Below are 14541 nucleotides of genomic sequence, written 5' to 3' on the forward strand. Positions count from 1 at the left end.
ATGAAAGGCGATAGCCACGCAAAAGCCCGGAAGCTAGAATCAGCGCACAGCTCTATAAGGATGTGGAAATGCAGCATCGTTCAATTATCTCGGCATGTTTTGCCTTGGTCAGCCCATTGCTGGCGGCAGAACAAGTTTCCTATAGCAAAGATATTCAGCCGATCTTCACTAAAAATTGCGTTGCTTGCCATGCCTGCTATGACGCGCCTTGCCAGCTTAAGCTCGAAAGCGGTGAAGGGGCGGAGCGGGGTGCCAGTCAATCTCCAGTGTATGACGGCGCACGCAAAAAAGCCCAGAACCCTACGCGCTTGTTCCTTGATGCTCACACCGTGACTGAGTGGCGGAACAAGGGCTTTAACTCGGTGCTCGATCAGCAAGGTGGCCAGGCTGCATTAATGGCGCGCATGCTCAAGCTTGGGCACGAGAACAACACTTACGCCCCCAATAGCAAACTGCCCGATAAGCTTGACATCGGTATCGACCGAGCCAATCAGTGCTCCTTGCCTGGCCAATTCGACAAGTACGCCGCGAAGAATCCGGCTGCGGGCATGCCTTTCGCCGTAACTGGGTTGACTGATGAAGACTACCAAACCCTGCAGAGTTGGTTGGCCAATGGAGCCCCGGTCGATAAATTAGTACCGGTCGCCACGCCTGCGGAAATGACGCAGGTGCAGGAGTGGGAAAGTTTCTTTAACCAACATGGCGCGCGTGAGGAGTTAGTTTCGCGTTGGTTATATGAACATTTATTCCTTGCGCACTTATATTTTGACGACGGCAAAACCCGGCATTTTTTCCAAGTAGTGCGCTCACGCACCCCGAGCGGCAAACCGATTGATCCGATTGCGACGCGTCGCCCCAATGAAGATCCGGGGACTGATTTTTACTATCGCCTGGCAATGGTGCCTGATGTCATCGTGCATAAAACTCATATCACCTATGGGTTAAGCCGTAAGAAAATGGCGCATATCAAGTCGATGTTCTTCGACACGCCGTGGACCGCCGACGCCATACCTGGTTACGGTGCGCAGCGCCGGGCTAACCCGTTTGAAACCTATAAGGCAATCCCGGCTGAAGCGCGTTATCAGTTTATGCTGGATGACGCGGAGTACTTTGTCCGTACCTTTATTCGTGGTCCGGTTTGCCGTGGTCAAATTGCCACAGACGTGATTCGCGATAACTTCTGGACATTTTTCCAGGATCCCAAGCACGACCTGTACATCACCGACCCTGAGTACCGCGCAGAGGCGACACCCTTGCTGGCGATGCCGGGGCAGTTTGATGATATTGGTAGCCTGGTCGGAATGTGGGGCAATTATCACGACAAGCGCAATGAGTATGAGGAGTTGCGCAGAGACTATTACGAGGATGCACCGCTACCTAGCTGGTCAAATATCTGGTCAGGCAATGATCAGGCCTTGCTGTCGATCTTTCGCCAGTTTGACAGCGCTACGGTACGCCGTGGCTTGATCGGCGGCATTCCGCAAACGATATGGTGGATGGATTATCCGCTGTTGGAGCGTACTTATTATCAGTTGGTGGTGAATTTTGATGTGTTCGGCAACGTTGCACATCAGGCGCAAACACGCTTGTACTTTGATTTGATTCGCAACGGCGCTGAGCAGAACTTCCTGCGCTTGATGCCAGCGGATTCACGCGAAGGTATCTTGAAGGACTGGTACCGCAACAGTGGCCGCCTGAAGCTATGGCTCAACTATTACGAGGGCATCGATACCGACACCAAAACCGCGCTTTCGCTTGATCCTAAGCACCCGAAGCATGATTTTGCTAAGCAACTGTTGATGCGTGCAGGTGATTTGAATGCCGCACCTGACCCCATAAATCGCTGCTCAGACGGCCACTGCTATCAAGCGGATTCCGACCCGCAGATGCAAAATGCTGAACAAGCATTAAGTCGTCTGGCGAATAAACCCGCAGCTGGTCTCAAGGTGATCCATCAATTGCCTGAAGCGACCATGCTTCGGGTTGAGGCCACCAACGGCACGCGCAACATATACAGCCTGTTACGAAACCGCATGCACAGTAACGTTGCCTTTATTGTTGGTGAAGGGCTGCGCTATGAGCCCGGACTCGACACCTTGACTGTTTATCCCGGAGTGATGAGCAGCTACCCGAATTTTATCTTCAACGTTGCAGCGCAAGAAGTTCCTGTATTTGTCAGCGCTCTGGAGCAAGCTAAAGATGCCGAAACCTTTGAAAAGGTGGTCGATCGTTGGGGGATTCGCCGGACCCATCCAGACTTTTGGCGCTACTTCCATGACCTGACGCGCTACATCGAGGAGACCGATCCAGTGCAAGCAGGTGTATTGGATATGAATCGCTACAAAAACCTTTAGGAAACCTCTGAAAAACTACTCCGCTAGGTATTAATGTGTTGAAAAGCTACTCAAAATGCTCATTTAGGCCAACTAAAGTCGAGCGCGACCTCGGTCGCTTTTTCGCACCTTTTCGCCTTGTACTCCCGTCGCTCGCTACCTTTTTCAGAGGCTCCTTAGCAGCCGCTGCACACAATGAGCGCACAGTGGTTCTGTGCGCTCATTGTGGGGTTATTGGCTAATCCAGCCGCCTACAGCTTGATAAGGCGCTGGGACGCCTGGTACGCCTAACCAGGCAACCACTGCCTGGCGCTCTCCGCGTGGATCCTTGTGCAGCTTGGTACGCCAGTGGTTGCTGCTGGATGCGCTGACCTGTTGCAAGCTCAGAACCACAAAGTCGTGCTTGATGGTCTTGCCTGCGTTCTCACCTTTGGTGATCTGGGTGTCTATGGCAAAGCCGAGGCGGGCGACATACAGGGTAAGCCCCTTGGGTGGAGCTTGTTTAGGCTCAAACGCTACCTTGACGTTATTGTCATCCAGGGTCAGCTGTAACTTACCAACGGCCTTTTGTTGAGTAGGCAGGTGCAACGGTTCATTTTTATACCAGCCACGCCATTCGTGACCTGCTACGACAAACCCCGGCGTGTACACCGAACTGGTACGACCGCTGCGGGTATAGGCTCGTTGTCGGGCGCTGTAGTTTTTATTGGCAAACGGGTCTTGCCAGCCCAGGTAGTCCCAATAATCGACATGAAAGGCGAGAGGAATGACCTTTTTCCATAAATCAGGTGACTGAGTGAGTGATGACAGCCATTTTTCTGCAGGAGGGCAAGAACTACAACCTTGCGAGGTGTACAGTTCCAGAACGCTGGTGGGCTGTTCTTTACTGGTAAAGGTAAGTGCCGAAGCGTGAGCCACAGTGGTGGCTAAAAGCATTGCGGCGGGCAGAAGTTGCCATGACTTTTTCATCGAACGGTGTCTCCGCTAAGCCTGCATGGTGATAGATACTGGACGGATGAGACACTGTGTTGTTACAAGAGCATTTAATCCGACAAAAATAGTCGGGCTTTATCAAGTGGGCACTGTTGTCGTACACTGCACTTATGTTTGCGAGGAGTTGCCATGAGCACTATCACTATTACCGACGCTGCCCACGATTATTTAGCTGATTTGCTGAGCAAGCAGAACACAGCGGGCATCGGCATTCGCGTATTTATTACCCAACCGGGTACCCAGTATGCTGAAACCTGCATTGCTTATTGCAAGCCGGGTGAGCAGAAGCCTGAAGACACCGCGCTAGGCTTGGCCAGCTTTACTGCATGGATTGACGCAGTCAGTGAACCGTTTCTTGACGATGCAGTGGTTGATTACGCGACTGACCGCATGGGTGGCCAACTGACGATCAAAGCACCTAACGCCAAGGTGCCGATGGTTAATGAAGACAGCCCGATCAACGAGCGTATCAATTACTATCTGCAAACCGAGATCAATCCGGGTTTGGCCAGCCACGGCGGGCAAGTCAGCTTGATCGATGTGGTTGATGAAGGCATTGCCGTTTTGCAATTTGGCGGCGGCTGCCAAGGCTGTGGTCAGGCGGACCTGACGCTTAAGGAAGGCATCGAGAAAACCCTGCTTGAGCGTATTCCAGAGCTCAAGGGTGTTCGCGATGTGACCGATCACAGCAACAAGGAAAATGCTTACTACTAAGCTGCTGTTGTAGTGATCAAAGGCGCCTCGGTGGCGCCTTTTTTATTTGTGTTAAACCGCTTACGCCAGTTGCGCGCGCCGACTTGGGATTAGCATCAGGAGTACGATGACGATCAGTGGCAAAATGCTGATATTGACTGCATTCCAGCCTATTCCGCTGATCAATGCACCCGAGGCAAATGAAGCACTGGCTGCCACCGAGCCATTGCTCAGTTCCATCAAGCCTTGCGCATGACCTCGTTCAGCCGGTGTATGCCCTTGAGCGAGCAGGGTGGTTCCAGCAATTAGCATCAAGTTCCAGCCTAGGCCGAGCAAGAACGAGCTGATTAAAAACTGGTCGCGAGTGATGCCACTCACGGCAATGGCCGCGCTGATCAACAGTACGCCGCTGCCAATGACGGCTACCCGCCGACTGCCTAATGTATCGACCAGGCGCCCAGCGACAAACGCCGGCAGGAACATGCCTAGCATGTGCCATTGCATAACCAACGCGCTGGTTTCGATGGATAGACCGCAGCCGCGCATAGCTAGTGGCGTGGCATTCATCACCAAAATCATCAAGCCGTGACCAATTGCGGTCGTGGCAATTGCGGCGCGCACCACTGGTCTTCGTAACAGTTCACGCATTGTCGACCAACCGCCGGTACTTGCTATCTGCACTGTCCCCTGAGGTAACTTGCTGAGTACGCCAGCCGCGATAAGCGCCAACGCTGCCATCATCAAATAAGCACCCGTAAATGGTGTGGCTAACGCGTTTTTTGACCAAAGTGCCAGGCTCGGAGCAATCAGCGCGGCAACCACGCCGCCGCCGATCACATAGGCGCTGGCGCGACCTTTTGCCGACTCAGGTACAGCCTCCAGCGCGACAAAGCGGTAATACATAGCAGATGCCTGGTAGGCGCCGATGAGCAGTGCGCCTAAGCACAAAATGCTGAAGTCACCGAGCCAGACCCCCAAAGCACTGATCAAGCCGCCGAATACCCCGCAAGCGGCGCCAAGAAGCAGTCCCGCACGTCTTCCGTTACGTTGCATGTACAGCGACAGTGGCTGCACAGCCAACAAATTACCCAGCACCAGCAATGCCAAGGGCAAGGTCGCCAGAATGTTCAATGGCGCCAGTTGCAAGCCAATTAGAGCGGTCAAGGTGATGCCAATCATTGAGCAGCACCAATACAAGGCCTGACAAATGAATAAACGAGCAATGGTTGGTTGCGTGATCAATGCCATGTCAGTGATCTCCGCGTAATTGTTCTGAGTTCGGACAAGCCTGCTGTGCAGAGGTTTGTGGCGACTCAAGCTGTTTTTCAATTGCCCGGCGCGGGCGCGACACTAGCTCACCCGAGCAGTTGGGGCATTTAAGTTGTAAATGCCCAGCGGCGCAGTCTCGGCAAAATGTACATTCATACGAGCAGATAAATGCAGCGTCACTGTCGCCAGGCAGCTCACGGTCGCAACATTCGCAGTTTGGGCGTAATTCGAGCATAGAAAGTCCTTACCTCACGACTGTGAAGCATCATTGTGGTTCTAGGGGCGATTAGCCGGACGCTGAGCGCGGCTAAAATAGGCGGGTTAGGTAAAGCGTTGCGCGTATTCCTGCGGGCTTACCGACAAATGCTTCTGGAACGTACGCCGCAGGTTTTCTGGGTGACCAAATCCAGTGAGTCTGGACACGGTACTGATCGAAGCCTGTGCGTCTTGCAACAGGTTGCGAGCGGCCTCTAAACGGATTTTCTCGACGTATTTGCCGGGTCCGACGCCAAGCTCTTGGATAAATACCCGCGACAAGGTTCGTGGCGTCATGCAGGCTTGTGCGGCCAAAACCTCAAGGGTCAAGTCATCGCCGATTCGAGACGGAATCCAGTCGAGCAGCGCGGCTAATCGCGGTGTGCGACTTGGCTCGGGACTGAGTAGGGCGCTGAACTGTGCCTGGCCACCTGGGCGGCGCAAAAACATGACCAGTCGGCGCGCAACTGCGAGCGCCATGGCCCGGCCCAAATCGGCTTCGACCAAGGCCAGCGCCAGATCAATCCCTGCGGTGACGCCTGCGCAGGTAAACACATGGGCGTTTCCTTGTGTGTCGCGCGCATCGTAGGTGTGCAGTTGGTCGCCCAGTACTTCGACGTTTGGGTGGGTGCGGCGTAGCGTGTCAATATCTGCCCAGTGCGTGGTCGCACGACGGCCATCAAGTAAGCCAGTGGCCGCCAGAATCAGCGCTCCAGAGCACACCGAGCCGAGTCTGCGGATGTGTGGCTCGCTAGCCCGCAACCAGGCCAACAATGGCTGATTATTGATTTGCACGCGCTCGCCAATGCCGCCAGGAATGAGCAAGGTGTCGATTTGATCCGCTTGGATTTCACTGAGCGCCCGTTGCGCAATAATCTGAATCCCGGCGGAGGAGTCAACCGGGCCGGCTTCCTCTGCGAGCAATAAAGTTTGGTAGTAGTTCGGCAAACCCTGGCGCTGGCGCTCAACGTTAGCCGAGGCGAACACCTGCAATGGGCCGATTGCATCGAGGCTCATAAAGTCAGGGTAAATAAGGCAGACAATAGTCTTGAGCGCATCCATGGGGCTTTCCAATCGAAATTGGCTCAGTGAGCGATGGATGCAGTGTGCGCTCAAGGATAGCGTGGCAACAAGGACAGGAAGCCCACAGATATTGCCAAAACTCAGATCAAGTAATGTTCAGGCTCCGCTGCGCTCAAAAATGACAGAGCGCAGCGGTAACCTGGGAAGCAGCCGCTAAATTAAGCTGGCATGCTCCAAGGTGCGAGGTCGAAACCTTTGCGGCTCAACTCTTCACGAGATTCTGTGATCACCTTGGCCAGTAGCTCAGGGTTGGTGTAGATGCTGCTCGACAGCTTGGTGCGGCCTAGCAGGCGAGTACTGGTACGGTCGATGACCGTTAGCGTCAGCTCGTCAGTGCCATTTTGTGGCGACCATGCGACACATTGAAACGGTTGGAAAGCGCGGTCGACAATTAATAGTGCTTCATTGCAACGCAATTGTGCGTCCATTGGGTCAGTGACTCCTAGTTAGTCCCAAAAATGTGAAAGTCAGTAAGCGCTTGGCTTTATTGACTCTTCACAGTGTTGATGACTGTTGTTGACCTATAAGTCACATATCAGTTCTAAAAAAGGTGGATTTTTTCATTAAAAGTATGTTTGCACTGACCTGTGGCAATAAAACGCGAGATTTTTCGCTTTTTATTGCCGAATAAAGCACGGCTTAAAAAACCTGAATCAGGGCGAATCAATGGTTTATCAGACAGTCTTGAGAATCAAAGTGGGATCAACCTATCGTTCAATTGGGAGGTTTCGGTCAGCTCCAAAAACTCATCGCCCAAACGTTGGCTTTCTTGTATGGCTGTACGCCAGTAACGTTCACGCCCGGCATCGTCGCCAAGAAAACGGCTGAAGTCTTTGCGATCCGGTAGTTTGCCGTACGGAAGTTTGGCTAGATATTCGCTTGATGGCGCGAGCAGCAATACATTCTGTAATCGACCGCTGTCGCCGCGTCGCCAAGGCATGGTCTTGTCAAACCAGCCGGGAATGATCTTATCGGTGAAGTGCGGGTATAGGACGATGTCGTCGCCGCTGTAAGGCAGGTCGAGGTGGTAGTCGAGCAGGCCGCCATCGCGGTAAGTGCCAATCCCGGCCCCTGGAAGGTCACGCACGCCTTCCATCACCATGGGTATCGAGCCTGATGCCAAGAGCGCGTGACGTAGGTTGTCAGTATCGAGCGGTAAATAACGCGAAGGGAAGTCCGTCAGCGGATGCAGCGGCGGTGCGAGTCGTGTGTCATGCAGGATAATTCGCTCAAAATGACGGGCCAAGCGTGAGCGAGCTAACAGGTTATTGCCGATAACCGATGACAAGCCTAGGCCGAGCACGCCTCGATGATCATGCGCAAGCAAGCCGTGACTCTTCACCACGACGATGTTCAGTCGGTAATTAGGATTATTCAGCACTGCTGCGTCCTGGCCTTCGAGCAACTCATCGAGCATGACTCTGCAACTCTGAGAGATTTCAGCCATGGTCACGCCCTTGGCAAAACGCTGCGCGGTATACAGCTCCCCAAGGCGGCGTATGCCTTGCGCGGCATCAGGCAGACAAGCACTGACAAAGCGCCAGGAACCAATCGAGGCACCAATCAGTGAGCGTTCCCGCGGCGCTTTTGGTAGCCATTCACCGAACAAGGCAAGATCCAGCCCCTGAATCCCCAGCGCCTTTGGGCCGCCAGCTGCGCCCGGCAAAATACCTATATCTGCTGGTTGCAGGCCGTGCTCGCGAATACGCGCAATGGCTCGTGATCCCGCTTTAAGGGTTAGGGCAGGGGTTTTGATGATAATCGCGCTCATGTTCGTCTCCGTCACGCAAGGCAGCGATTATAGAGTGTATGGCGCGCAGGCCAAGTGACTTCACTGCGTGAATGGTTGACGCTAAGGCGCCTGAAAAGTCCGAGATTTCCTGCATTGGTTACCAGCCAGGTGTAGGTTTATTCAGCTTGGTTTAAGTCAAGTTGAGTAAGGTGTTCAGCATCGACTACAACCTTATCGGAGAGCGACTATGAAACGCCTTACGACTGTTAGCATGATCGCCGTGCTCGGGCTCTGTGCTGGTATGGCCAACGCCCGTGATCTTGGTCCGGATGAAGCGGTAAAATTGCGTGATGCCGGAACCGTCAAAGATTTCCAGGTACTTAATGAACAGGTGTTAAATCTGCACCCTGGTGGCCGGATTGACGAGACTGAACTGGAGCAAGAGTACGGCAAATACATTTATAAGCTCGACATTCAGGATAAAGACGGCATCAAATGGGATGTTGAACTCGACGCCAGCACTGGCAAAATGCTCAAAAACCATCAGGACGACTAATGAAGGTCCTGCTTAAAATATTCCTGCTGACAGGCTTGCTTGCCCTGACACTGTCGCAGACCGCGTATTCACGTGACCTGGATCAGGATGAAGCCTTGCGCTTACGCCGTGAAGGCGTGATACAGCCACTTGAGCAGCTTATGCGACCTGCCATGCAGCGCTATCCGAATGCTACGTTGCTGGAGGCGGAGCTTGAGAAAGAAGATGATGTACTAGTCTATGAAATTGAACTCCTGACGCAGCAAGGTCAGGTGCGGGAGTTGGAACTGGATGCCCGGGATGGGCGAATCCTGAAGGATGAGGAAGACGACTGAATGCGCCTGTTGCTGGTGGAAGACCATGTACCCTTGGCCGATGAATTACTCGCCAGTTTAACCGCACAGGGCTATGCCGTTGACTGGTTGGCGGATGGCCGCGACGCGGTTTATCAGGGGGCGAGTGAGCCTTACGACCTGATTATTCTGGATCTTGGCTTGCCCGGTCTTCCCGGTCTTGATGTATTGCAGCAATGGCGCAGCGGCGGCCTTGCAACGCCGGTACTGATTCTGACAGCTCGGGACTCTTGGTCTGATCGCATTGCGGGCTTGAAAGCGGGGGCGGACGATTACCTGAGCAAACCCTTTCACCCGGAAGAGTTGCAGCTGCGCATTCAGGCGCTGTTGCGCCGCGCCCGTGGTTTAGCCAATCAGCCGCAGCTTGAAGTGGCAGGCCTGCAACTGGATGAAGGTCGTCAAAGCGTCATCAGTCAAGGGGCTGAAATAGACCTCACCGCCGCTGAGTTTCGCTTGTTGCGCTACTTTATGATGCACCCGGGCAAGATTCTGTCGAAGAGTCACTTGGCTGATCATTTATACGACGGTGAAACAGAGCGCGACTCCAATGTGATTGAAGTTCACGTCAATCACCTGCGCCGTAAGCTCGGCCGTGAAGTGATCGAAACCCGCCGCGGTCAAGGCTACCGCTTTAGCAGTGCCAGTCATTGAGATCGATTCAACGGCGTTTGAGTCTAGGCCTTGTTACGGTTCTGGTAATCGTTGGTTTGCTGCTGGCCCAAACCTCGTTATGGGTGTTTGAGCGCAGCTTGCGCGAGCATATCGGACTCAACCTTCAAGATGAGGCGGAATCGCTAATAGTCGCCATGGTTCGCGGGCCCCAAGGCTTTCAATTGAGTGAGCAGCGTCTCAGTGCCGCCTATAAACGCCCGTATTCAGGGCTGTATTTTCGCATTGATTTCGCTGATACAACCTGGCGCTCACGCTCCTTGTGGGACAGTGAATTGCAACCGGGAGAAAAGCCTGGGCTGCAGGATGGACTGAGCGAGGGGCCGCAGGATCAACAGTTACTGACTTACCGAGGCGACTATCAACGCTTCGGCCAAAAACTGGTGATCTACGTTGCCGAGGATTACACGCCCACCTTAAAAAGCGTACGCGAAGTGCAAATGCTTGGCCTTGGCTTGGGCTTAGGCGCTCTGATTCTAATTCTGATTTTGCAGCGCAGCATCGTCCGTCGCGCCTTGCGTCCGCTGGAACACACTCGTGAGCAGATTGCCCAGTTGCAGCAAGGTCAACTCAGCGCTTTAGATAATCAAGTGCCGATTGAGCTTGAGCCGTTGGTGGAACAGATCAACCATCTTCTGGCCCACACCGAGGAAACCTTGCGTCGCTCGCGTAACGCTTTGGGTAACCTGGGCCATGCATTGAAAACACCATTGGCGGTCTTGGTTAACCTGTCGTCGCGCAACGAGTTACAGGCTCATCCCGAATTACGCAAAAAAATTGAAGAATCTCTGGAGCAAATCGAACAGCGCTTGAGTCGTGAGCTAAATAAAGCGCGGCTTGCCGGTGAGGCATTGCCTGGCGCGCACTTTGATTGCTCAGCAGAGCTGCCCGGTTTATTCAGCACGCTGCAGATGATTCATAGCCGCGGTTTACAGCTCGATTGGCAAGCACCGCCTGGCCTGCGTCTGCCGTGGGACCGTGAAGATTTACTCGAACTGCTGGGCAACTTGCTGGATAACGCCTGTAAGTGGGCGAACTCTCAGGTGCAGTTGTTGATCACGGCGAACGCTAATGGCTATCAACTTGAGATCGCTGACGATGGGCCGGGGATTACAGCAGAGCGTCGCGAAGACGTTTTGAGCCGTGGGATTCGCCTTGATGAGCAAGTCAGTGGCCATGGTTTGGGCTTGGGTATTGTCCGCGATATCGTCGATGCCTGGGGCGGTGAGATCACCCTGGGAGAAAGTCCGCTAGGCGGCTTGAATGTAAGTATCGTGCTGCCGCCACGGCACATAAGCCTACAGCACAAGTTGAGCACGGATCATGGGCCGACTGCGTAGCGTTAGCGCAGAGATACCCGCGCCAAATCATCGCCTTCGAGACATCTTCAGGTTGTTACTCGCGGCCCAAATGCAGGGATTGAAGTGTTGCCAGACACCTCGGTTATCTGTGTTTGCGGGACACAGATAGCCGCAAGCGGAGTGGGGGAGCTGGCGTTTAGACGCGGAATTGATCCATCAGCCCTTGCTGTTGGTTGGCCAGACGGTTGAGGTCTTGGCTGACCTGCGCGGACTCATCGGCCTGACTGGTGATCGACTCAGTAACATCGCGAATGGATGCGACGTTACGGTTGATTTCCTCGGCCACTGAGCTTTGCTCTTCAGCGGCACTGGCAATCTGCAGGTTCATATCAGTAATGATTCCCACAGCCTGGCTGATGCGCTGCAGTGCGGCAACCGCATGCTCGACTTGCTCAACGCTGCCTTGGGCCTGACGGTGACTGCTGTGCATGGTGCTAACCACTTCACGTGTGCCGCTTTGCAGGCCTTCAATGACCTGACGAATCTCCTCGACTGAATCCTGGGTGCGTTTAGCCAGGTTGCGCACTTCGTCGGCGACCACGGCAAAGCCGCGACCCGCTTCACCGGCCCGCGCCGCTTCAATTGCGGCGTTCAGTGCCAAAAGGTTGGTTTGCTCGGCGATGGAGCGAATCACTTCAAGCACCGAACCAATCTGATCACTGCTGGCGGCAAGCCCTTCGACTTCTTGCATGGCCACAGTCATTTCGTTGGCGAGTAATTCAATGGATGAAGTGGTTTTGTCGATCACACCGAGCCCATCACGGGTCGCATGGTCGGCACTGCGCGCAGCCTCAGCGGCTTGTGCCGCGTTTTGCGCGACATCATGCGCAGTTGCACTCATTTCCTGGAATGCGGTTGCAACTTGGTCAACCTCACGGAACTGCTGTTGCATACCGGCGCTGGTCAGGCTGGCAATCGATGCTGACTGGTCTGCGGTGGCCCGTGCGTCAACCACACTGCGCTTAACCTCAGCAATGATCGGCTGTAGTTTATCGAGGAAGCGGTTGAACCAGCTTGCCAGTTCGCCGAGCTCATCGTGTTTGGTGTAATTCAGGCGCTTGGTCAGATCGCCTTCGCCGCTGGCAATGTCTTTGAGCATGGTCGAGACGCCGATGATCGGCCGCGTTACGCCACGTGCCGTCAACCACATCAGGAGTAAGCCCAGCACCACCGCTGCTAAACCGATCAGCAGTGAAACAGTGCTGTCTTGAGTGCTTTGATCATCGAGCTGAGCTTGTAGTTTCAAGGCAGGGGCCAAGAGTACCTTTTGCGGCACCTGGATCATCACGCTCCACGGTTTAGCTTCTGGAATCGGCTTGAAGGGCTCAATAACACGAAGCATGTCGGCCTGATGCAATGCGGCGGATTTACCGGCTGTGATCAGTCCATGAATTTCGCTGCCTTGCTCAGCAAAAGCTTTGTCGAGTTCCTTGCTAAGCAGGCTCGCGTCTAAGCTGTGGCCCGCAATCAAGCCTGCCGGGCTAAAGATACTGACGTGTGCTTCACCTTCGTACAGTTCGCTGCTGGCTTGCACGCTCAGTTGCTGAAGGCTGTCGAGACTGATGTCGAGTCCGACCACGCCAATCACTTTGCCGTCGACTTGCAGCGGGAAGGCAATACTGGTCATCAGTACTTGTTTACCGGCAACCTCATCGAAGTAAGGTTCCAGTACGCAGGCTTGGGCAGTATCGCGCGGGCAGGTGTACCAAGCGTTGTACGGGTCGCCGCTTGGCCCTGTATCGGTTTTAGTGAGGTCATCCTCAGGCAAGGTTTCAGATTCGAGCTTGCCCGGTGTGGACTGTGACCAGTACAACGAAAACCGGCCTTTTTCATTGCTGCCCAACTCGGCTTGCTCAGCAAATAATTCATCTTTGCCATCGAGGGCGTTGGGTTCGAATATTAGGTATAAACCGAGAATCGCGGGGTTGGCTTCAAGGCTGGTACGAACTTGGCGGGTCAGGTCTTCACGCAGATCAAAGGCATCGAGGAAACGCTTCTCAGCTTGTTCACGAAGAAACAAAATCTGCCGCGAGAAGCCTTTACCGTACTGATATGAGTCCATGAAGTAACGCTGGATACGTATCGCTTGCAGTTCGCCACGTGACTTTAGGCGCAACTCGGCACTTTCTTTAAGCATTTCACTGCTTGATGCACTGACCAGGTTGGCGCTTTGTTTGGCTTGATAGAGCGATGCACCTACCAACAATGTCACAATCGCCACCAGGCACAAACCTGCCAGCAGAGTGATTTTTAGTTGGATTGAGAGCCGGTTGAGCATCATGCGATGTTCCTTTGTAAAAACCTTCGATACCGAACTATCGGCTAGGTCGTTTATTTCTTTATAAGAAATTCACAACGGATGTGGTTTTTATTGCACAGCGTTGTTGCGCAGAGATAAATGCCAGATCAAATCGCTGAAATGCTCGGTTTTTGGGGCGACGAGCAAGCAATAAAAAGCCCGGAATTAACCGGGCTTGAAATCGCTAAGCAACGGCTAATTACATGCCGTTGTTGAAGGCCGGGTCAGTCATGTCGATGGATTCGCGTACAGGTTTCAGGGCCTGCGCGTATTTGCCGAGGATATCGAGGCTGTAATCGATCCGAGCGCGCAGGCGCTGATCACTTTCAGATTGCGGCTCGGGCATGTTTAACACCTGCTCAACATGACGCACGATCAAATGCTCAGGCAGGTAGCACAGGCGACAGTTTTTGTAGCTTGAGGCGCGCAACTCACTGATAGGGGAGCTACCGCCAATGCCAGCTGAGACGGCAACCAACAACCCCGGCTTGTGCGCGAGCTCGGTTTTACTGGCGTAGATGAAGAAGTTTTTGATTGCCGGGCAAGCCATGCCATTCCACTCAGGCGCGACAATGATCACGGCGTCGGCAATTTGCAGTTGTTGGCTGAACATTGGCCAAGGCCCGGAATCCTCTGTAGGCCACAGTGGTAGCGGCGCAAGCCCAAGATCAATTACTTGGCTTTGGGTATCACTGGTGAGGCCCAGTTGCATTAGCCGTTTACGAAGAAAACGAGCCACTTTGCCCGATTGACTGTTATTGCGGCTGGAACCCGCGACGATTGCGATATTAAGCATGCAGTACTCCCTGTAAAAAGACGCAGGCTAGCGAGATAGTGGGTCCAACAGCAAGTATGCAAACGCCAATCACACTCGCTGATTAGGCCAACCAGATGTAGCTTGATCCGCTTTATTAGGTTTCTCGATCAAGACTGCGCCCCGAATGGCGAGAAGTTTTGACAGCCTAG

At 53.7% G+C, this 14541-nt stretch carries 14 protein-coding genes and 1 pseudogene; 6 read left to right on the forward strand and 9 right to left on the reverse strand.

Going from position 1 to position 14541, the window contains the following annotated elements:
* Positions 1 to 68 precede the first annotated feature (68 nt).
* Positions 69 to 2354, forward strand: coding sequence for a fatty acid cis/trans isomerase (locus B9K09_RS10550; protein WP_087516765.1), 2286 nt, complete (start codon positions 69 to 71; stop codon positions 2352 to 2354).
* 210 nt (positions 2355 to 2564) lie between these two features.
* Here the strand turns inward: B9K09_RS10550 and B9K09_RS10555 are convergent, their stop codons facing one another.
* Positions 2565 to 3302 carry a thioredoxin family protein gene (locus B9K09_RS10555; RefSeq protein ID WP_087516766.1) on the reverse strand — a complete coding sequence of 246 codons (738 nt, stop codon included), beginning with the start codon at positions 3300 to 3302 and terminating at the stop codon, positions 2565 to 2567.
* Positions 3303 to 3455: 153 nt separating this feature from the next.
* Here B9K09_RS10555 and nfuA point away from each other — a divergent pair, with 153 nt between their 5' ends.
* Positions 3456 to 4040 (forward strand): Fe-S biogenesis protein NfuA, encoded by a 585-nt coding sequence (nfuA, locus tag B9K09_RS10560; protein ID WP_087516767.1) that lies wholly within the window; start codon positions 3456 to 3458, stop codon positions 4038 to 4040.
* A 60-nt stretch (positions 4041 to 4100) separates the two neighbouring features.
* Here nfuA and B9K09_RS10565 read toward each other — a convergent pair whose 3' ends face one another.
* From B9K09_RS10565 to B9K09_RS10585, 5 genes are all read right to left on the reverse strand, one after another.
* A complete protein-coding gene (locus B9K09_RS10565; RefSeq protein ID WP_087516768.1) occupies positions 4101 to 5267 on the reverse strand; it encodes an MFS transporter in 1167 nt (388 codons plus the stop codon).
* 1 nt (position 5268) lies between these two features.
* Positions 5269 to 5523, reverse strand: coding sequence for a DUF1272 domain-containing protein (locus B9K09_RS10570; protein ID WP_087516769.1), 255 nt, complete (start codon positions 5521 to 5523; stop codon positions 5269 to 5271).
* 86 nt (positions 5524 to 5609) lie between these two features.
* On the reverse strand, positions 5610 to 6605 hold the full coding sequence (locus B9K09_RS10575; protein WP_087516770.1) for a GlxA family transcriptional regulator: 996 nt from the start codon (positions 6603 to 6605) through the stop codon (positions 5610 to 5612).
* 179 nt (positions 6606 to 6784) lie between these two features.
* Positions 6785 to 7054, reverse strand: a complete 270-nt coding sequence (locus tag B9K09_RS10580) for a hypothetical protein (RefSeq protein WP_087516771.1) — start codon at positions 7052 to 7054, stop codon at positions 6785 to 6787.
* A 263-nt stretch (positions 7055 to 7317) separates the two neighbouring features.
* Positions 7318 to 8397 (reverse strand): patatin-like phospholipase family protein, encoded by a 1080-nt coding sequence (locus B9K09_RS10585; protein WP_087516772.1) that lies wholly within the window; start codon positions 8395 to 8397, stop codon positions 7318 to 7320.
* A gap of 208 nt (positions 8398 to 8605) precedes the next feature.
* On the opposite strand from B9K09_RS10585, the gene B9K09_RS10590 reads away from it, so the two are divergent.
* The 4 genes from B9K09_RS10590 to B9K09_RS10605 are packed head-to-tail and all read left to right on the forward strand — an operon-like array spanning position 8606 to position 11255.
* The gene (locus B9K09_RS10590) at positions 8606 to 8914 is read left to right on the forward strand and encodes a PepSY domain-containing protein (RefSeq protein WP_087516773.1); all 309 of its coding nucleotides are present in this window, start codon (positions 8606 to 8608) and stop codon (positions 8912 to 8914) included.
* Positions 8914 to 9228, forward strand: a complete 315-nt coding sequence (locus tag B9K09_RS10595) for a PepSY domain-containing protein (protein ID WP_157699342.1) — start codon at positions 8914 to 8916, stop codon at positions 9226 to 9228. Before B9K09_RS10590 ends, B9K09_RS10595 begins: the two co-directional genes overlap by 1 nt.
* Positions 9229 to 9897, forward strand: coding sequence for a response regulator transcription factor (locus B9K09_RS10600; protein ID WP_087516774.1), 669 nt, complete (start codon positions 9229 to 9231; stop codon positions 9895 to 9897). It abuts the gene before it with no gap.
* Positions 9894 to 11255 carry a sensor histidine kinase gene (locus B9K09_RS10605; RefSeq protein ID WP_087516775.1) on the forward strand — a complete coding sequence of 454 codons (1362 nt, stop codon included), beginning with the start codon at positions 9894 to 9896 and terminating at the stop codon, positions 11253 to 11255. Before B9K09_RS10600 ends, B9K09_RS10605 begins: the two co-directional genes overlap by 4 nt.
* Positions 11256 to 11412: 157 nt before the next feature.
* On the opposite strand, the gene B9K09_RS22945 is transcribed toward B9K09_RS10605, so the two are convergent.
* The 3 genes and pseudogenes from B9K09_RS22945 to B9K09_RS10615 form a co-directional block, all read right to left on the reverse strand.
* A complete protein-coding gene (locus tag B9K09_RS22945; RefSeq protein ID WP_371917456.1) occupies positions 11413 to 12168 on the reverse strand; it encodes a methyl-accepting chemotaxis protein in 756 nt (251 codons plus the stop codon).
* Between the two features lie 102 nt (positions 12169 to 12270).
* Positions 12271 to 13557: pseudogene (locus B9K09_RS22950) on the reverse strand (HAMP domain-containing protein); the annotation flags it as partial.
* Between the two features lie 217 nt (positions 13558 to 13774).
* A complete protein-coding gene (locus tag B9K09_RS10615) occupies positions 13775 to 14371 on the reverse strand; it encodes an NADPH-dependent FMN reductase (protein ID WP_087516777.1) in 597 nt (198 codons plus the stop codon).
* Positions 14372 to 14541 lie beyond the last annotated feature (170 nt).

It is taken from the genome of Pseudomonas sp. M30-35 (assembly GCF_002163625.1).
Classification (GTDB): Bacteria; Pseudomonadota; Gammaproteobacteria; order Pseudomonadales; family Pseudomonadaceae; genus Aquipseudomonas.